This window comes from Mesorhizobium sp. M5C.F.Cr.IN.023.01.1.1 (assembly GCF_003997585.1).
Taxonomy (GTDB): domain Bacteria; phylum Pseudomonadota; class Alphaproteobacteria; order Rhizobiales; family Rhizobiaceae; genus Mesorhizobium; species Mesorhizobium wenxiniae.
In genome coordinates this window covers 37166-55439 of sequence record NZ_RZSU01000006.1, presented here as the reverse complement: position 1 = coordinate 55439, position 18274 = coordinate 37166, and the positions used below count along the sequence as shown (strand labels likewise).

General features: G+C 62.9%; 22 protein-coding genes. 16 read left to right on the top strand and 6 right to left on the bottom strand.

The annotated features are described in order from the left end of the window. Window positions 1–117 precede the first annotated feature (117 nt). The 5 genes from EOA78_RS04320 (at window position 118) to EOA78_RS04300 (ending at window position 3507) form a co-directional block, all read left to right on the top strand. Window positions 118–717 (top strand): Maf-like protein, encoded by a 600-nt coding sequence (locus tag EOA78_RS04320; protein ID WP_127314023.1) that lies wholly within the window; start codon window positions 118–120, stop codon window positions 715–717. Next, window positions 710–1558 carry a shikimate dehydrogenase gene (locus tag EOA78_RS04315; RefSeq protein ID WP_127314022.1) on the top strand — a complete coding sequence of 283 codons (849 nt, stop codon included), beginning with the start codon at window positions 710–712 and terminating at the stop codon, window positions 1556–1558. Before EOA78_RS04320 ends, EOA78_RS04315 begins: the two co-directional genes overlap by 8 nt. A gap of 11 nt (window positions 1559–1569) precedes the next feature. Continuing rightward, window positions 1570–2172 carry a dephospho-CoA kinase gene (gene coaE / locus EOA78_RS04310; protein WP_127314021.1) on the top strand — a complete coding sequence of 201 codons (603 nt, stop codon included), beginning with the start codon at window positions 1570–1572 and terminating at the stop codon, window positions 2170–2172. An 85-nt stretch (window positions 2173–2257) separates the two neighbouring features. Further along, the gene (gene dnaQ, locus EOA78_RS04305; protein WP_127314020.1) at window positions 2258–2977 is read left to right on the top strand and encodes a DNA polymerase III subunit epsilon; all 720 of its coding nucleotides are present in this window, start codon (window positions 2258–2260) and stop codon (window positions 2975–2977) included. Window positions 2978–3237: 260 nt separating this feature from the next. After that, window positions 3238–3507 carry a GIY-YIG nuclease family protein gene (locus EOA78_RS04300; protein WP_127314019.1) on the top strand — a complete coding sequence of 90 codons (270 nt, stop codon included), beginning with the start codon at window positions 3238–3240 and terminating at the stop codon, window positions 3505–3507. Between the two features lie 279 nt (window positions 3508–3786). On the opposite strand, the gene secB is transcribed toward EOA78_RS04300, so the two are convergent. Both secB and EOA78_RS04290 read right to left on the bottom strand, forming a co-directional pair. Further along, window positions 3787–4287 carry a protein-export chaperone SecB gene (gene secB, locus EOA78_RS04295; protein WP_029348040.1) on the bottom strand — a complete coding sequence of 167 codons (501 nt, stop codon included), beginning with the start codon at window positions 4285–4287 and terminating at the stop codon, window positions 3787–3789. Window positions 4288–4612: 325 nt separating this feature from the next. Then, on the bottom strand, window positions 4613–5113 hold the full coding sequence (locus EOA78_RS04290) for an FxsA family protein (RefSeq protein ID WP_127314018.1): 501 nt from the start codon (window positions 5111–5113) through the stop codon (window positions 4613–4615). A 199-nt stretch (window positions 5114–5312) separates the two neighbouring features. Here EOA78_RS04290 and EOA78_RS04285 point away from each other — a divergent pair, with 199 nt between their 5' ends. From EOA78_RS04285 to EOA78_RS04270, 4 genes are read left to right on the top strand one after another with little or no spacing between them, the layout of a single operon-like run. Continuing rightward, complete coding sequence (locus EOA78_RS04285) at window positions 5313–6014, top strand: Tim44/TimA family putative adaptor protein (protein WP_127314017.1); 702 nt, start codon at window positions 5313–5315, stop codon at window positions 6012–6014. Between the two features lie 23 nt (window positions 6015–6037). Beyond that, window positions 6038–7189, top strand: a complete 1152-nt coding sequence (locus EOA78_RS04280; protein ID WP_127314016.1) for a murein transglycosylase A — start codon at window positions 6038–6040, stop codon at window positions 7187–7189. Next, window positions 7186–7719 (top strand): Smr/MutS family protein, encoded by a 534-nt coding sequence (locus EOA78_RS04275; protein ID WP_127314015.1) that lies wholly within the window; start codon window positions 7186–7188, stop codon window positions 7717–7719. Before EOA78_RS04280 ends, EOA78_RS04275 begins: the two co-directional genes overlap by 4 nt. Before the next feature lie 24 nt (window positions 7720–7743). Continuing rightward, entirely contained in the window at window positions 7744–8112 is a 369-nt protein-coding gene (locus EOA78_RS04270; RefSeq protein ID WP_095520159.1) for a helix-turn-helix transcriptional regulator, read from the top strand. Between the two features lie 7 nt (window positions 8113–8119). Here the strand turns inward: EOA78_RS04270 and EOA78_RS04265 are convergent, their stop codons facing one another. The 3 genes from EOA78_RS04265 to EOA78_RS04255 all read right to left on the bottom strand — a co-directional run bounded on the left by EOA78_RS04265 (window position 8120) and on the right by EOA78_RS04255 (window position 10777). After that, a complete protein-coding gene (locus tag EOA78_RS04265; RefSeq protein ID WP_127314014.1) occupies window positions 8120–8734 on the bottom strand; it encodes a transglutaminase-like cysteine peptidase in 615 nt (204 codons plus the stop codon). A 172-nt stretch (window positions 8735–8906) separates the two neighbouring features. Then, a complete protein-coding gene (locus EOA78_RS04260) occupies window positions 8907–10184 on the bottom strand; it encodes a polyhydroxyalkanoate depolymerase (RefSeq protein ID WP_127314013.1) in 1278 nt (425 codons plus the stop codon). Between the two features lie 233 nt (window positions 10185–10417). After that, complete coding sequence (locus tag EOA78_RS04255) at window positions 10418–10777, bottom strand: septal ring lytic transglycosylase RlpA family protein (protein ID WP_127314012.1); 360 nt, start codon at window positions 10775–10777, stop codon at window positions 10418–10420. Between the two features lie 307 nt (window positions 10778–11084). On the opposite strand from EOA78_RS04255, the gene EOA78_RS04250 reads away from it, so the two are divergent. From EOA78_RS04250 to EOA78_RS04220, 7 genes are all read left to right on the top strand, one after another. Further along, window positions 11085–11270, top strand: coding sequence for a hypothetical protein (locus EOA78_RS04250; protein ID WP_127314011.1), 186 nt, complete (start codon window positions 11085–11087; stop codon window positions 11268–11270). 460 nt (window positions 11271–11730) lie between these two features. After that, window positions 11731–12183 (top strand): Rrf2 family transcriptional regulator, encoded by a 453-nt coding sequence (locus EOA78_RS04245; protein WP_127314010.1) that lies wholly within the window; start codon window positions 11731–11733, stop codon window positions 12181–12183. Between the two features lie 37 nt (window positions 12184–12220). Next, window positions 12221–13570: an FAD/NAD(P)-binding protein gene (locus EOA78_RS04240; RefSeq protein ID WP_127314009.1), complete on the top strand. Its 1350-nt coding sequence runs from the start codon at window positions 12221–12223 to the stop codon at window positions 13568–13570. A 172-nt stretch (window positions 13571–13742) separates the two neighbouring features. Further along, window positions 13743–15170, top strand: coding sequence for a pyridoxal-phosphate dependent enzyme (locus tag EOA78_RS04235; protein WP_127314008.1), 1428 nt, complete (start codon window positions 13743–13745; stop codon window positions 15168–15170). Beyond that, on the top strand, window positions 15167–16348 hold the full coding sequence (locus EOA78_RS04230; protein ID WP_127314007.1) for a cystathionine gamma-synthase: 1182 nt from the start codon (window positions 15167–15169) through the stop codon (window positions 16346–16348). Before EOA78_RS04235 ends, EOA78_RS04230 begins: the two co-directional genes overlap by 4 nt. Window positions 16349–16474: 126 nt before the next feature. After that, entirely contained in the window at window positions 16475–16663 is a 189-nt protein-coding gene (locus tag EOA78_RS04225; protein WP_127314006.1) for a DUF1059 domain-containing protein, read from the top strand. A gap of 189 nt (window positions 16664–16852) precedes the next feature. After that, window positions 16853–17830, top strand: a complete 978-nt coding sequence (locus EOA78_RS04220; protein WP_206533406.1) for a GlxA family transcriptional regulator — start codon at window positions 16853–16855, stop codon at window positions 17828–17830. Between the two features lie 151 nt (window positions 17831–17981). Here EOA78_RS04220 and EOA78_RS04215 read toward each other — a convergent pair whose 3' ends face one another. Then, the gene (locus EOA78_RS04215; protein WP_127314005.1) at window positions 17982–18269 is read right to left on the bottom strand and encodes a GIY-YIG nuclease family protein; all 288 of its coding nucleotides are present in this window, start codon (window positions 18267–18269) and stop codon (window positions 17982–17984) included. Between the last annotated feature and the right edge of the window lie 5 nt (window positions 18270–18274).

Genomic DNA, 18274 nt, shown 5'->3' with positions numbered 1-18274 from the left:
CCGGTGCTCAAGTACGAAAGTACGCTCCGCTCCGGTTCTCGGAAGCCACCATTTTCGACTCGGCCTGACCTGAATCTCGACACACCCTAGTGAGCGTCAGGAATCGGGCGATAAAAAATGGCTGAAAAAATCATCCTTGCCTCGGGCAGCCCGTTCCGCAAGGCGCTGCTTGTCAATGCCGGCGTGGCGGTCGAGGCGGTTCCGGCGGAAGTCGACGAGCGCGCGCTTGAGGCGCCACTAAAAGACAGCGGTATTTCGCCGGAGGACGTCGCCCTGGTGCTGGCCGAGGCCAAGGCCACCGAAGTCAGCGAGCGAAAGGCCGGCGCCCTGGTGCTCGGCTGCGACCAGACGCTGTCGCTCGGCGACGAACTGTTCCACAAGCCGGCCGACATGGAAGGCGCGCGCCGCCATCTCTTGGCGCTGTCGGGAAAGACCCATCAGCTCAACAGCGCCGTGGTGCTGGCCCGCGACGGCGCGGTTCTGTGGCGGCATGTCGGCATTGCCAGCCTGACCATGCGAAAGCTCGATCCGGCCTTCATCGGCCGCCATTTGGCGCGGGTCGGCGCCAAGGCGCTGTCCAGCGTCGGCGCCTACCAGATCGAAGGCGAAGGCATCCAGCTGTTCGAAAGAATAGAAGGCGACTACTTCACCATCGTCGGCCTGCCGCTTCTGCCCGCTCTGGCCAAGCTGCGTGACATCGGCGCCATCGATGGCTGAGGCTGCGAAAAAGGCCTTCGTCGCCGGCCACCCGGTCGCGCATTCCCGGTCGCCGAAGATCCACTCTTATTGGCTGGCGAGATACGGTATCGACGGCAGCTACCGGGCCATCGACGTCGCGCCGGCCGATTTTGCTGAATTCGTGAGAACGCTCGAGGCGACCGGCTACCGTGGCGGCAACGTCACCATCCCGCACAAGGAGGCCGCCTTCGCGCTGGCGACGCACCGCGACGATGCGGCCGAACAGATCGGTGCCGTCAACACGCTGTGGTTCGAGGGCGGAAGTCTGTGCGGCGGCAACACCGACGCCCATGGCTTTGCCGCCAATCTCGACGAGCATGCGCCGGGCTGGGCCGCAAATAGCCCGGCCGTGGTGCTCGGTGCCGGCGGCGCCGCCCGCGCGGTCGTCCATGCGCTGATTGAACACGGCATCAGTGACATCCGCATCGTCAACCGAACGCTCGCCCGAGCCGAGGAATTGCGCCACCGCTTCGGCGCCGGCGTCTCGGCCCATGGCACGCACGCGACCGGCGAGCTGCTTGCCGATGCCGGCCTGCTGGTCAACACGTCAGCGCTCGGCATGCATGGCCATGAAGGCCTGTCCGCCGATCCCCGCAGGCTGCCGGACCATGCCATCGTCACCGACATTGTCTATGTGCCGCTGGAAACGCCGTTGCTGGCCGCAGCCAAAGCGCGGGGCCTGAAGACCGTCGACGGCCTCGGCATGCTACTGCACCAGGCGGTGCCCGGCTTCGAGCGCTGGTTCGGCATCAGGCCGGAGGTCACTGCCGAATTGCGGCAGATGATAGTCGCCGATCTCGGTGCCCAAGGAATGACTTAGGAGTGAAAGGCATGATCGTGCTCGGCCTCACCGGATCGATCGGCATGGGCAAGTCGACTACGGCCAGGATGTTTGCCGAAGCCGGCGTGCCCGTCCACGATTCGGACGAGGCGGTGCATCGCCTCTACGCCGGCAAGGCGACTCCGCTGGTGGAGGCGGCGTTTCCCGGAACCACAAAATCCGGGTCGGTCGATCGCACCAAGCTGGCCGAGCGGGTGCTAGGCGATGCGGCGGCCTTGAAACGGCTGGAAGCGATCATCCACCCGCTGGTCCGCGCCGACGCCGACGCCTTCCTGGCCAGGAACCGTGCCGCCGGCGCGCCGCTTGTCGTTCTCGATATCCCGCTGCTGTTCGAAACCGGCGGCCGCGACCGCGTCGACAAGGTCGTGGTCGTCACCGCCTCGGCCGAAATCCAGCGCGCCCGCGTGCTGGCGCGGCCGGGCATGAGCGAAGAGAAGCTGGCGTCAATCCTGGCCAGGCAGGTTCCCGACGCCGAAAAGCGCAGCCAAGCCGATTTCGTCATCGACACCGGACAGGGCTTCGATGCGGCGCGCGCGGCAGTCAATGCGATTGTAGCTGAACTGGTCGGGGATAAGGCCGGCAAGCCTGCTTAACGCGCTTGCATCCGGCGTAATATGTTGCCAATTTGTTCCCATCATGATTCGGCTGGAATGACGCCGGATCCAACGGAATGATTCGATGCGCGAGATTATCTTCGACACGGAAACCACCGGGCTCGATTTCCGCGATGACCGCGTCATCGAGCTTGGCTGCATCGAGCTGGTCAATCGGTTCCCGACCGGCCGCACCTTCCACCATTACATCAATCCGCAAGGACGACCGATTCATGCGGAGGCGCAGGCCGTTCATGGCATCAGCGCCGCCGATCTCATGGGAAAGCCGACCTTCAGCGACATCGCCGAGGAGTTTCTTGCCTTCATCGACGGCGCCAAGCTGGTCGCCCACAATGCGACGTTCGATATCGCTTTTCTCAATGTCGAATTCGGCCGGCTTGGCCATCCGCTCGTTGACCCCGGACTTGTCGTCGACACGCTGGCGCTGGCGCGCCGCAAGCATCCGATGGGACCCAATTCGCTTGACGCGCTGTGCCGGCGCTACGGCATCGACAATGCCCGTCGCACCAAGCACGGCGCGCTGCTCGATTCGGAATTGCTGGCCGAAGTCTATATCGAGCTCATCGGCGGCAAGCAGGCGGCGCTTATCCTCGACAGCGCCACCGCGCCGGCCGGCGGCAGGAGAAACGTCGACGACATCGATATCAGCATCGGCGCGCGGCCGATTGCACTGCCGTCTCGCCTGACCGCCGCAGAGCGTAGCGCGCACGCGAGCATGGTCGGCACATTAGGCGAAAACGCGCTTTGGCTGCGCGTCGCCGCGGAAGCAAGTTCCGCGGCATAGCGATTTTGACGGGTAGGAAGGCGATCGGCAACGAACGTCGATTGTTCCGTTCCGTGGCAATCTCAGTGGCAGGTCGCAAGCCGTCGAGATTAGCCGAAGCATCCCTCCCTTCGTCACCCCAGGGCGGAGCAGGAGCGAAGCGACGTCGCGCAGACCCTGGGATCCATGCCGTGACATCAGCCGAAGAATGCAGCGGCTCAGAACGGCGCTTGTATCCGCCACTGCGCTCGTTACCCTTCAACCATGACCGGCTATGCTACATGACCGCGAGCCAGAAGCGTGGCACGATCAACATCGGCGTCACCAACGATCTCGGCCGCCGCATGCCGGAGCACAAATCCGGCGAAGGCTCGCGCTTCACCAGCCGCTACGGCGTGCAGCGTCTGGTCTGGTACGAAGAACATTTCGACATTCGTGACGCCATCCAGCGCGAGAAGTCGCTGAAGCGCTGGCCGCGCCAGTGGAAGATAGAACTGATCGAGAAGACCAATCCAGAGTGGTTCGAGCTTTTTCGCGGAACGGGGTGGTAGCGTTCGGTTCTGGTCCGCTGGAGCACTGCCGCGAGGTAACGGCATGGATCCCAGGGTCTGCGCCGCGTCGCTTCGCTCCTTGCTCCGCCCTGGGATGACGAAGGGAGGGGTGTTTCGGCTAATCTCGAAAGTTTGCGATTTGCCACTGAAATTGGCCGCCGAAAAACTATCGACGGTTGCTGCGGATCGGCTTCCGACCTGTCAGGATCGAGGAGCTCGTCTCAAAACAAAAAAACCCGGCGCGAGGCCGGGTTCTTCAAAGGCTGCGCAACACCAGCCTCAGCTCACCTTGACCTTGCCGGCGGCCTGATCCTCAGCCAGCTTCTGCTGGAACATTTGGGCGAAATCGATCGGGTCGAGCATCAGCGGCGGGAAGCCGCCATTGCGCGTCGCCTCGGCGATGATTTGCCTGGCGAACGGAAACAGCAGCCGCGGGCATTCGATGAACAGCAGCGGCAGCATGTGCTCCTGCGGGAAGCCGCTGATGGCGAACACGCCGCCATAGACCAGCTCGACGTTGAACAGCACCTCCTTATCGAAGGACGCTTTGGCGTTCAGCGTCAGATTGACGTCGAACTGCTTGTCCGAAAGCGGGTTGGCGTTGACATTGACGTTGATGGCGATGCCGGGGGCCTTGTCGCGGCCGCGCAGCGAGTTCGGCGCGCCGGGGCTTTCGAACGAAAGGTCCTTCACATATTGGGCAAGCACATTGAGCGAGGGCTGCGTCGCGTCGCCGTTGCCACTGGCCGCGCCGGTCGGCGCGTCGTCTTTGCTGGCCATAAGCCTTTGTCCTTTTGCCTGGGCAGCGTTGCTGACCGGATTGAAATCGGGCGTTCGCTACCATGGTCAGCATGACAAGACAAGGTTTGCCGACCTACTCGTCAGGGCAATCGGGTCACCCGATTGCCCTTCGTCTTTTTCCTGCCTCAAGCGCCGGCGGTCGCATCCGCGACCTTGGCTTGCGCGCCAACAGGCGCGACGGCCGGTCGGCCTTGCCATTTTCGCGCAAGCGAAAATGGTTTCCACTGCTGGCGCGAGGCCGGATACAGCACTTTCTTCCTTCGCCCGATTGCCCCGACCTACTCGTCCCTGAGGCGTTGCCGACCTATTCGTCCTTGAGGCGGCGCCAGGGAGAATTGTGATCCGGGCCGCGCTTGTAGTCGTCGCCGCGCGAATAGTCGCTGTCGTCAAGGTCGATGGTCTTGTCGCGTTGCCGTGCCCGAAATCCGCCGCTGCCGAAATTTGTGGCCAGAACGATGCGGCCTTTCAGCAGGCGCCAGGCGAGGTCGCGGACCGGCGGCAGGAACAGCAGAATGCCGAAAATGTCAGTGATGAAGCCGGGAATGATGAGCAGGATCGCGGCTAGAACGATCATGGCGCCATGCGCGAGCTGGCGGCTTGGATCACGTCCGGCGTCCATTTCGGCACGAACCCGCGTCATGACCCCGAAACCCTGGTATCGCAACAACAGCGCGCCGGCGATGCTCGAAGCCAGCACCAGGCCGACCGTCGCCAATGCGCCGACCTGGCGGCCGACAACGACGAAACCGGCGATCTCCAGCAGCGGAAGCGCGAGGATGAACAGGGGAAGCAGCGAAATGCGCAAATCTTGACCGATCGTTTCGACGTTTTGCCGGCCGACGAGCAATCGCCGCTGGCACTGAACCTTTTAGATAGGTATGGCTGCCTTTAATTTGAATGATTGCAGCTTGCGTTCTATATGCTTTGGATGTTGAACGCTATGCGACCGCAGCCATTGCCTGGCCGGGCGGTCCGGCCGGAGTAGGGATTGATTGGCGGAAGATATGGGATTCTTCGACTTCGGCACGATTTTCTTTCTGGTTGCGGCGGTTGTGATCTTTTTCCAGCTGCGCAATGTGCTCGGCCGCCGCACCGGCAGTGAGCGCCCGCCCTTCGATCCCTATTCGGCGGGCCGGACGCGCGACGACACCCAGAAGCCCGAGAATGTGGTCTCGCTGCCGCGCAAGCGAGCGCCGGGAGAGCCGGCAATCGACGCCTATGCGGCGATCGACGCCTTCGCCAAGCCTGACACCGATCTCAACAAGGGCCTGCGCGCGATCAAGGACAATGATCCGGCATTCGACCCGAAGACCTTCGTCGATGGCGCCAAGATGGCCTATGAAATGATCGTCATGGCCTATGCCGATGGCGATCGCAAGACGCTGAAGAACCTGTTGTCGCGTGAGGTCTATGACGGCTTTGTCGCGGCCATCGGCGACCGCGAGGCGAAATCGGAAAAGATCCAGTCCTCCTTCGTCGGTATCGACAAGGCCGACATCGTTTCCGCCGAGATGAAGGGCAGCGAGGCGCATATCACGCTGCGCATCGTCAGCGAGCTGATTTCGGCGACGCGCGACAAGGCCGGCGCCGTCATCGACGGCGATCCCGAAACCGTCGCCGAGGTCAAGGATGTCTGGACCTTCGCCCGCGATACGCGCTCCCGTGACCCGAACTGGAAGCTCGTCGCCACCGAAGAAGAAGACTGAGCCCGGACCACCGCGAGGCTCCGGTGTCGCTATCTCAGGCGTTCCGCGAAAAATCCTTTGACGATCTGCCCGGCTGGTTCGAGGACGACCATCTGGCCGCCTTCGCGGCTTTCCGGCGCTCGGCTTTTCATGTCCTGACAAAACCCTATCGCTCCGGCGGGTTAGGTGTCGACTTCGATGCCTTCACCGACGCCTATGCTGCAGCCCGAACCGTTTTGCCAACCGACCGGCGCGAAGCCCGCGCCTTCTTCGAGCGTCATTTCATCCCGGCACAGATAAGGGCGGAAAGCGGCGGCGCCGGCCTCGTCACCGGCTTCTATGAACCGGTGGTCGATGCCTCGCCGGTGCGAACCGAACGATTTACGGTGCCGTTGCTGTCGCGTCCGGCCGATCTCGTCGACATCGACGACGTCAACCGGCCGCCCGGCATGGATCCCTATCTCGCCTTCGGCCGCGCCACGCCGAACGGGCCGGTCGAGTATTTCGACCGCGGCGAGATCGAGCGCGGCGCGCTCGTCGGCAAGGGTTTGGCTAGCAAGGGTTTGGCTGGCAAGCGCCTGGAAATCGCCTGGCTCGCCGACAAGGTCGACGCCTTCTTCATTCACGTGCAAGGTGCAGCCAGGCTCACCATGACCGACGGCCGGTTTTGCCGCGTCACTTATGCCGCCAAATCCGGCCAGCGCTTTACCGGACCGGGCAAGATCCTGAGTGAGCTAGGCGAAATCCCGCTGCAAGCGGTGACCATGCAGTCGATCCGCGCCTGGTTCAAGGCGCATCCGGATCGCATCGACGAGATCCTGTGGCGCAACCGCTCCTATATTTTTTTCCGCGAGATTTCCCTTGGCGAGCCGGGGTTTGATGACCCGGAACTCGGGCCCATCGCAGCCGCAAAAGTGCCGCTGACGCCGGGCCGCTCCGTCGCCGTCGACCGTCTGCTGCATACATTCGGCACGCCGTTCTACATCGACGGGCCGTCGCTGACCGCTTTCGACGACAAGCCGTTCCGGCGGCTGATGATCGCGCAGGACACCGGCTCGGCCATCACCGGGCCGGCCCGCGGCGACCTGTTCGCCGGAACGGGAGATGCGGCCGGCGAGATCGCCGGCGTTGTCCGCAACCCTGCCGATTTCTACGCGCTGATACCGCGCCCGCTTGTACCGGGAGCGGGGCGATGACCCGGCGCATCGACAGGCTGAGCGAGGACGATCGGGTCCTGTGGAACCTGGTGGCGCGCACGGCCAAGCCGCTGAAGGGCAAGTCCGCCAGCAACATCCCGGATATCGGCCCGGACGTCGGTGATGACACGAAGCCACCGCCGCGTGTCCAGGCGATGGCTCCTGCTGCGGCCACGAAAGCAAAGGCGCAGCATGTCTCGCATGCGCTCGACGAACCGACGCTGGAAAGACTGTCGAAGGGCCGATTGCCGATCGAAGGCCGCGTCGACCTGCATGGCCTGAGCCAGGACGAAGCCTATTCGCTGCTGTTTTCGTTCCTGCACCGGGCGCATGCCGGCGGCATCCGTTATGTGCTGGTCATCACCGGCAAGGGATCGTCGTCGGGCGGCGACGGCGTGTTGCGGCGCGCCGTGCCCGCCTGGCTGTCGACACCCGCTTTCAGGCCGCTCGTCTCCAGCCACGACCATGCTGCCCGCAACCATGGCGGCTCGGGCGCGCTCTATGTCCGCCTGCGGCGTGCGCGCGCATGAGGATGCACCCATGAGGATGCACTTGTGACCCCGTTCGGCGAAAAGCTTCGCGCCCTGCGAAGTCAACGCGGCGTCAGTCAGAAGGCCATGGCCGAGGCGATCGGCGTCAGCGCCGCCTATCTGTCGGCGCTGGAGCATGGCCGCCGCGGCGCGCCGACCTGGACGCTGATCCAGAAGATCATCGGATATTTCAATGTCATATGGGACGATGCCGAAGAGCTCGAGCGACTGGCCGACACCTCGCACCCACGGGTGAAGCTCGACACGTCGGGCCTCAGCCCCGCCGCCACCGAGCTTGCCAATGTTCTGGCCGAAAATATTGAAAAGCTCGACGAAGCGGAGCTTCGCCGCATCACCGCATCGATCCGCGCCGCGCTGAAGCAGCCAAAGTGACGGCCTGCTACTGAACCGCGCCGACCAGAACCGGCTGGCCATCACGGATCGAGACCCAGCGGCCGGTATTGTCGATCGCCTGCCGCTTGAGGAAGCGGTAGCCGGTCCGATCCCACGAGCGGACCTTTCCGTCCAGATTGTCGAGGACGTAGTCGCCCTTGCTTGTGCGCACGGTCAGCACGGCATGGCCCTCGCCGTCCGGCTTGCGCACGACGGTCATCAGAAGATTGGCGTAGGACACGCCCAAGCGGTTCAATTCGCGGCGTTTTTCCAGGACATAGTCCTCACAGTCGCCAACACCCTTGACGGGATAGGCCCAGACCTCGTCCTTGCCATAAATGTCGATGTCGCTTATCGGCTTGACGGCGGCGTTGACCCTGGCGTTGACGCTGAGCATCTTGCGCCAGAGCGCACCGCTCATGGTGGCCGGGGCGAGATTGCCCGGATGGATCGAGCATTCGGCCGGACTGGTCTTGCAGAAATCGTAATGGCCGATCGGCTGCGATGTCGGCCCGCCGGTTGCCATTGGTCCCGCCGAAGCCGCCGTAGACCAGCCTGCCGCAAGTGCCAGTCCTAACAGGGCGCACGCGCGCAGTCTTCTCGCCATTGGTGAGGAAATCATCGTCCCCCTCGTCCCTTGTTGTTAATGAAAGGTTAAGGGCGATCTACAGTCCCTGTCAATTATACCAACGGCCAGATTTGCGACATGGTTACCCGCGCGGCCGAAACAGCGGCTATTGTGCAACAGGTCGACTTGAACCGGGCTGCCATCCGGGTATCACAAGGCTACATCTTTACTTTTTGGCGGTGCGAACCAGCTTCGGCCTCACCGCAACGCGGGTCTGGCGGCCATAGCTGGTGATGAAGTCGACGATGCGTGGCACGATTTCGGAGCGGAAGCGCGAGCCGTTGAAGACGCCGTAATGGCCGACCGCCGGCTGCATGTAGTGAGCGTGCCTGTCCGCGGGGATGTTGATGCAGAGGTCGTGCGCGGCCTGGGTCTGGCCGAGACCGGAAATGTCGTCGTTCTCGCCCTCGACCGTGAACAGGGCGACATTGCGGATTTCGGAGGGATCGATGGCGACGCCGCGATGCATCATTTCGCCCTTGGGCAAAGCATGGCGGACAAACACGGTGTCGACCGTCTGCAGGTAGAACTCCGCCGTCAGATCCATCACCGCCATATATTCGTCATAGAAGTCGCGGTGCTTCTCGGCATTGTCGCCATCATGCTTCACCAGATGCATGAAGAAGTCCTTGTGGGCGATGATGTGGCGGTCGAGGTTCATGCTCATGAATCCCGAAAGCTGCAGGAAGCCGGGATAGACCTCACGGCCGAAGCCGGGCACCGGCCACGGCGCCTGCATGATGACGTTGTCGCGGAACCAGTCGATGCCCTTTTCCTCGGCTAGAAGGTTGACCGCGGTCGGATTGCGGCGGGTATCGATCGGCCCGCCCATCAGCGTCATTGTCGAGGGAACGAACGGGTCGCCGCGCGTTTCCATCAGCGCCACCGCCGCCAGCACCGGCACCGAAGGCTGGCATACCGCCATGACATGGGTATCGGGTCCCAGCGCATGCAGCATGTCGACGACGTACTCGATGTAGTCGTCGAGGTCGAAACTGCCATCCGCCAGCGGCACCATGCGGGCGTCGACCCAGTCGGTAATGTGCACGTCGGCATGGGGCAGCATCGCCTCGACCGTGCCGCGCAGCAGCGTCGCATAGTGGCCGGACATCGGCGCCACGATCAGCAGCTTCGGATCGGGCCGCCGGCCGGCGGGAACCTCCCGCTCGAAACGGAGGAGATTGCAGAACGGCCGCGACCACACCGTCTTTTCGGTGACATCGACGCTTTTCCAGTCGACCACTGTCTTGGTCAGGCCGAATTGCGGCTTGCTGTAGCGGCGCGTCGTGCGCTCGAACAATTCGGCCGTTGCCGCGATCGAGCGGCCCCATGACGTGTGCGTGAATGGATTGAGCGGATTGGTGTAGAACATACGCACCGCGTCGGCATACACGCGGGCCGGTTGCACGGCGGCGTGGTTCAATTCGTAGAACTGGTAGAACATCGATAACCCCGCTGCTGCGACCGAAGGGACGACAGCAGTGCCGAGCCTTGAATCTCTCGCGGGGAGGTTAGCAACAAACTGCTGCGATGCAATACGTCAAGTACCGTGATTTATGCTGATACTTTCGTCTAAGTTGTTGAAAACCGGCTTGAACGGCGGCAGCCGGCTTATTGTGCGGTTGCGAAAGCGTAACGAGGCAAGGCGTGCCCGGCTCAGGCCGGGCACAAGAAGCATCAGATGCGGTCGGTGCACACGGAAGTATGGCCCGAACTGATGAAGCCGAGGCGCCTGGCGGCGCCCTTCGACAGGTCGATCACGCGCCCCTTGATGAACGGGCCGCGGTCGTTGATGCGAACGACGACGCTGCGGCCGTTGTTGCGGTTGGTCACCTTCAGCTTTGTGCCAAAAGGCAAGGTGCGGTGCGCGGCGGTCAGCGCCGACGGGTTCATCCGCTCGCCGGAAGCGGTCTTCGAATACAGCGCGTACCAAGAGGCGCGGCCGCATTGCGCGGCGGCAGGGGAGGTGGATGCGCCGACCAACAGGCCAGCCGCGATTGTGGCCGCGACAAGCGCGGTCCGGTGGGGTTTCTTCATCTGTGGCAAGTGCCTCCGTTTGACAGGCCCCGGCCGTTACGGATCGAATCTGGCACGAAATGCGGCAATCATCTGGCGGTTCCATGACTACAGTACACGTTTGGAGTCGGCGGGAAACAGTCTGTCAGGGAGTCTTGTGACTGCGACGATGTATGTCTGGTGGTCTTCGAACCAGCACAGGGGGTGTTTCCGCCATGACCTGGGCTTACTATGCATGTAGATGTGAGAGCGATCGGGTCACTTCCTTTCGCTTTGTCATCGCGGTGATGGCTGAATTGACGATCGACTTGGGAAGGAAATTTCGGCGATGAGATTTATCAAAAATCTGCTGGCGTTGATTGCGCTCGCCATCGGCGCGCTCTGGTCGCTGCAAGGCGTCGGCCTCGTCGGCGGCAGCTTCATGACCGGCCAGCCGCAATGGCTCTATATCGGTATCATCACTGCGCTGGTCGGCCTGGGCGGCCTGGTGTGGGCGAACCGTTCGCGCCCCTGACACTCGAACACCCTCAGGGCTTGGCGGCGTTTCGGTCGACCGGCGAATGTACGCCCGCCACAAACAAGCATTTCCTGTTTTGCGACCACCTTAGGCAAATCAATGCTGCGAATGGCCGAGGATTTGAAAACCGGTCCCTGTATTCGGGTTTAGTATAGTAGCTTATAGACATTGCGGGAATTGAGAGAACGATTAGCGATGTGTCCATATCGCGGCGATCGCCTGCAGCATGAGTGTCGAGCGCTGGCTGTCCAATTGGCGCGTCTCGCGGCTTCAGGAGGAAGAACGTCCGGCAAATAGCCGCGACGGCTGAAAACGAAGCAAAATCAACGATGCACGACTTGTATATCATGTTACTAGAATTTATGTGTCATACAGGCTTGGACGCGGGGGCGGCGCACGCCAGGCGCTTCGCAACCGGTGCCCCTGCGCCATCGCACGACAGGAAAACGTTCGGTCTATGCTCACGAAAAAGGGCAAGTACGGCCTCAAGGCGCTCGTCCATCTTGCGCGGCTGCCGGTTGGACAGCTCGCCTTTGTTGGCGATATCGCCACCGGTAACAACATCCCGAAGAAATTTCTCGATGCCATCCTGGTCGAGCTGCGCAACGCCGGTTTCGTCCAGAGCCGCAAGGGCAAGGAGGGCGGCTATCGCCTGGCGCGGCCGGCGGATGAAATCAAGATCGGCCACGTCGTGCGCGTGCTCGACGGGCCGCTTGCCCCCATTCCCTGCGCCAGCCGCACCCGGTATCAGCGCTGTGAAGACTGCAACGAGGCGACATGCCAAGTCCGACATCTGATGCTCGAGGTCCGGCAAGCGATCGCCGAGGTGCTGGATCAGCGCAGCCTCTCCGAGATGCGGGATATCGCCGGCGACGACGACCTTTCGGCCGCATTGAAAATCCAGGCCTGAGCCGGAACCGACGGCTCCCGAGACAATTGGTGCGCGCATGACCGGCCGCGCGAATTCGACCGTCCCGAATTCGATCGTTATTGTCGGCGGCGGCGCCAGCGGCGTCGTCCTTGCCGCGCATCTGTTGAAATCGCTCAATCCCGATCTCCGCGTCACGCTGATCGAAAAGCGCCCGCATTTCGGCCAGGGCATCGCCTATTCCACGCTGCTGTCGGCGCATGTGCTGAATGTCAGCGCGGCCGGCATGAGCGCCTATGCCGACGATCCCGGCAATTTCTGGCGCTGGCTGCTTGAACGCGGCCTGGCAACCCCAGAGCAGGCGCCGGTCTACGCGCCGCGCAGCGTCTATGCCCGTTACCTGAAGGAGCTGCTGGACGAGCTCGAGGCTCGCGAGACGGGGCGTCTTCGCCTGATCCGCGAAGAAAGCCTGACGATCTCGCCGACCGGGTCCGGGGCCGAGGTGACGCTGGCCAACGGCACCAGCGTCGTCGCCCACCTTGCCGTGCTGGCGACCGGGCACGACGAGGAGCCGGGCGCCGGCCAGGGCCATGCGATCAGGATGGGATCGGAAGCCGACACCGCGCTCGACCCGGAAGCCAGAGTCCTGGTGCTGGGCACCGGCTTGAGCATGGTCGATGCCTTCCTGTCGCTCGAACAGCGCGGCCATCGCGGTGAGATTATTGCGGTGTCACGGCGCGGCCTGCTGCCTTCGCCGCACCGCAAGGGCAATCCGATCAAGCTCGACGTCGCCGACATTCCGCTCGGCACCCAGCTTTCTTATTTTGTCGGCTGGTTTCGCGACCTGATCCGGGAAAACCAGAAGGCCGGCATCGACTGGCGCGACGTCGTCGATGGTCTCAGGCCATTCAACCAGAAGATCTGGCAGAACTGGCCGTCTTCGGCCAAGCGCCGCTTTGTCGAGCACACCAAGGCATGGTGGGACATCCACCGCCATCGCATGGCGCCACAGGTTTACGCCCGCGTCACCGAGGCGGTTCAATCGGGCCGCATCCGACTTGTCGCTGGGCGCGTCGTCGGCATCACGGCGGGTGACGAATTCACCGTGCAGGTCCAGTCGCGCCATACGCAGCGTCTCGAAACGTTCGACGTCGCCCGCATCTATGATTGCACCGGCATCGCCAGGGACATCTCGACCACCTCGAACAGCGTGGTGCGGTCGCTGGTCGAGCGCGGGCTGGCCCGGCCGGATCCGCTGCGCCTTGGCCTCGACGTATCAGACAATTGCGAGATCCTCGGCAGCGACGGTACTGTATCGGCCAAGATCCTGGCGGTCGGTCCGCTGACGCGCGGCACCTTCTTCGAGATCGATGCCATTCCGGACATCCGCGTCCAGTGCGCGCGGCTGAGTAAGCGGTTGCTGGGTTAGGCTGTTGAGGTCGGCGCTGTCCCGCCGGCGTAGAAGGTTTAGGACCGGAATCCCATTCCTCATCTGGCCGGTTGATTGGCACGATCTATCTTCTTTCAGACTGCAAACGGCTGGAAAAGACGATAGGCTGACAGCCTGCCCAAGGCGGTCGCTTGACCATGGAGCATCTGTTATGAGCAAGCATAAGATCGTGGCACGGGATGATGAACCGTCTCGCCTGCGTCCGCCCTATGCATCGGTTCTCGACCTGATCGGGCAGACGCCGGTCGTCGAGCTGACCAAATTCGACATCGGCAAGTGCCGGCTGTTCATCAAGCTCGAAAGCCAGAATCCCGGCGGCTCGATCAAGGACCGCATCGCGCTGTCGATGATTGCCGACGCCGAAAAACAGGGCAAGCTGAAACGCGGCGGCACAATCGTCGAGGCGACCGCCGGCAACACCGGTCTCGGTCTCGCCCAGGTCGGCATCCCCAAGGGCTACCACATCATCCTCGTCGTGCCCGACAAGATGTCGCGCGAAAAAATCCAGCATTTGCGCGCGCTCGGCGCGGAAGTCCGCATGACCCGTTCCGACGTCGGCAAGGGGCACGCGGAATACTATCAGGACATGGCCGAAAAGATCGCCGCCGAGCTGCCCGGCGCCTTCTATGCCAACCAGTTCGCCAATCCGGCCAATCCGCTGGCCCACGAAACCACGACAGGTCCCGAAATCTTTCAACAGCTCGATGGCGACGTCGATGCGGTGGTCGTCGGCGTCGGCTCGGGCGGCACGCTGACCGGACTTGGCCGCTACTTTGCAAAGGTCTCGCCGAAGACCGAGATGATTCTCGCGGATCCGGTCGGCTCGGTGCTGGCGCCGCTGATCAAGACCGGCAAGATGGTAGAGGCCGGGAGCTGGACCGTGGAAGGTATCGGCGAGGATTTCGTCCCGCCCAATGCCGATCTGTCGCTGGTCAAGAAGGCCTACTCCATCCCCGACAAGCAGAGCATGCTGGCGGTGCGCGACCTGCTTTCGAGGGAAGGCATCCTCGCCGGCTCGTCGTCGGGTACGCTGCTGTCGGCGGCACTTCGCTATTGCCGCGAGCGGACCGTGCCGAAGCGGGTGGTCACCTTCGTCTGCGACAGCGGCAACAAATATCTGTCGAAAGTGTTCGACGACTTCTGGCTGGCCGAGCAGGGCCTCGCAGAGCAGGAGCAGCATGGTGATCTGCGCGATCTGGTGATGCGCACGCTCCGCACCGGCGATATCGTGTCTGTCGGTCCGGACGAAAGCCTGCTCAACGCCTATGGCCGCATGCGCCGTTCGGACGTCTCGCAATTGCCGGTGCTGGACGACGGCAGACTGGTCGGCATCATCGACGAAGGCGATATCCTCGCCCAGGTCGAAGGCCCCTATGACAGCCGCTGGGACCGCTTCAAGGCCCCGGTGCGCACGGCGATGACCTCCACCCTGCACACGCTGCAGGCCAGCCAGACGCTCGACGCGCTGCTGCCGGTCTTCGACCGCAACGAAGTCGCCATTGTCTTCGACGGCGACGAGTTCATCGGCCTGATAACCCGCATCGACCTGATCAACCATCTGAGGCGCCGCGCAAGATGACCATCAAAGCAACCTTATCGGGCAGGAACCGGCTGGCCTTCTCGACGCGCACGATCCATGGCGGCCAGAGCCATGACCCGACGACCGGCGCGGTGATGGTGCCGATCTATGCGACCTCGACCTATGGCCAGCAGAGCCCGGGCGTGCACAAGGGTTTTGAATATGCGCGCAGTCAGAACCCGACCCGCTTCGCCTTCGAGCGCGCGGTGGCCGATCTCGAAAGCGGCGCAGCCGCCTTCGCTTTCGCCTCGGGTTTGGCGGCGATCGCCACCATTTTCGAACTGCTCGATTCCGGCGACCATGTCGTCGCCACCGACGATATCTATGGCGGCACCTTCCGGCTGCTGGAGCGGGTGCGCAAACGCTCGGCCAACCTCCAGGTCGACTTCGTCGACTTCACCGATCTTGACGCGGTCGAAGCGGCGATCCGCCCGGAAACCAAACTGCTGTGGGTCGAGACGCCGACCAATCCGCTGCTGCGCGTCGTCGATCTCGAAGCGGTCGCAGCACTGGCGAGGCGCAAGGGCGTGCTCTCGGTCGCGGACAACACCTTCTGCAGCCCCTATCTGCAGCGGCCGCTGGAGCTCGGCATCGACATATCAGTCCATTCGACGACGAAATACCTCAACGGCCATTCCGACATGGTCGGCGGCGTCGCCGTGGTCGGCGACAACAAGGATCTCGCCGACCGACTGAAATTCCTGCAGAACGCCATCGGCGCCATTTCCGGGCCGTTCGACAGCTTTCTGGCGCTGCGCGGCCTCAAGACGCTGGCGCTGAGGATGGAGCGCCATTCGTCAAACGGCCAGAAGATCGCGCACTGGCTGGAAAGCCGCCCCGACATCCGCCGGGTCATCTATCCCGGTCTCACCAACCACCCGCAGCATGCCATCGCCAGGCGGCAGATGCATGCCTTCGGCGGCATGATCACAGTCGAGCTCGACCGCGACCTTGCCGGGACAAAACGCTTCCTCGAACACACGCAGCTGTTCACCCTGGCCGAGAGCCTCGGCGGCGTCGAAAGCCTGATCGAGCACCCGGCGCTGATGACGCACGGCTCGATCCCGGCGCAAAAACGCGCTGAGATCGGGATTTCGGATTCACTGGTGCGGTTGTCGGCCGGGATCGAGGATGGCGATGATCTGATTGCGGATCTTGATCAGGCGTTGGCGAGTTGAGCGGGGCCCATGCCCGTTGGGTAGTGAGGTCAGTTTGAAACTTCCCGGCTGAATGGCGCATCCAACTGTGAATTGACAAGGCGACGTACCCTCGCTTTGCTGTCGGGTCAACCTGGAGGGAAAGTCATGGCTTACTCGTATCGTTGCAGGGACTTTCCGGGAAACGAGGCCTGTCCAGCGATGTTCACGGCAGAGACCGAGGCGGAAGTGATGAAGCATGTCGAGCTTCATGGCGCGATCGCTCACGGGGAAGACCCGAAGCAATGGTCGCCGGAAGATCGTAAACAGGTCATGAAGCTAATTGTAGCTACCTAAATCCGCTGCTTGCACGGGCCGCGCAGCGCCCCCACCACTATCTCCAATGCTCGGCAAGCATTTAGGAGTTCGGCCCGATAGGCGACAACACCTAGCCGCGATGGAATTTTCAAACTGACCCCCGTTGACCTCCGCTGCATCTGGCGAAATTGTGACCTTCCTGCAATTGCCGACAGGCCGGTTGAAGCCATGACCATTCGCGAGCGCCACCAGCCGATGGCAGCTGACACTCCCCTCACCTTCGCGGTGCTGGTCTTCCCCGGTTTTCCGATGATGGCGTTCAGTTCGGTGATCGAGCCGCTGCGTGCGGCTAACGTCCTGGCCAAGCGAGAATGCTACCGCTGGATCATCGTCGGCGCCGCCAAAGGGCCGGTCGAGGCTTCGAACGGCGTCGCCATCCAGCCGGGCTTTTTCGCCGGCGATGCGCCGAAGGTCGACCGCATTGTCGTCTGCTCGGGCGGCAATGCCGATCATCTTGTCGCCGACGATGCCGTGAGCTGGATCCGCAGGAGCCTGCGCAACGGCGCCCATATCGGCGCGGTGGCGGATGCTGCCTTCTTTCTGGCGCGGGCCGGCCTGGTCGACGGCCATGCCTGCACCTTGCACTGGACGAGCCAGGCGGCGTTCACCGAGGCGTTTCCGGACATCGAGCTGAGGCGCGATCTCTACGTCATCGACCGCAAGCGCTTCACCTCGGCCGGCGGCGTCGGCAGCCTCGACATGATGCTGGAGATCATCACCAACGATTTTGGCGCCGAACTCGCGGCCGGCGTCGCCGAATGGTTCGTGCACAGCCCGCTGCGCTCCAGCGTCGACCGCAAGCTGATGCCGCTGCGGTTACGCACCGGCGTCCAGAACGAACTGGTGCTGTCGGCCATCGCCATCATGGAGGATGCGGTGGAGGAGCGGCTCGGCATGGCGGATCTGGCGGAAAAGCTCGGCGTCTCCTCCGACAAGCTCGAACGAAACTTCCGCTCCGAGCTAAGCATCTCGCCCAACGGCTATTACCGCCGTCTGCGGCTGAAGCGCGCCGCCGATCTCCTGGCGCATTCGACGCTGATGGTGCGCGACGTGGCGCTCGCCTGCGGTTTTGCTTCGATGTCGAGTTTTGCGCGGGCATTTCGGGAGGAGCATGGGCATGCGCCGAAGGTGGCGCGCAGGCATTAGGTTCCTCGACAAGACGCAAACCTCTAGGACTAGCCGAAACACCCCTCCCTTCGTCATCCCAGGGCGGAGCAAGGAGCGAAGCGACGCGGCGCAGACCCTGGGATCCATGCCGTTACCTCGCGGCAGTGCTCCAGCGGACCAGAACCGAACGCTACCACCCCGTTCCGCGAAGGAGCTCGAACCACTCCGGATTGGTCTTCTCGATCAGTTCGATCTTCCACTGGCGCGGCCAGCGCTTCAGCGACTTCTCGCGCTGGATGGCGTCACGAATGTCGAAATGTTCTTCGTACCAGACCAGACGCTGCACGCCGTAGCGGCTGGTGAAGCGCGAGCCTTGGCCGGATTTGTGCTCCGGCATGCGGCGGCCGAGATCGTTGGTGACACCGATGTAGATCGTGCCACGCTTCTGGCTCGCGGTCATGTAGGCATAGCCGGTCATGGTTG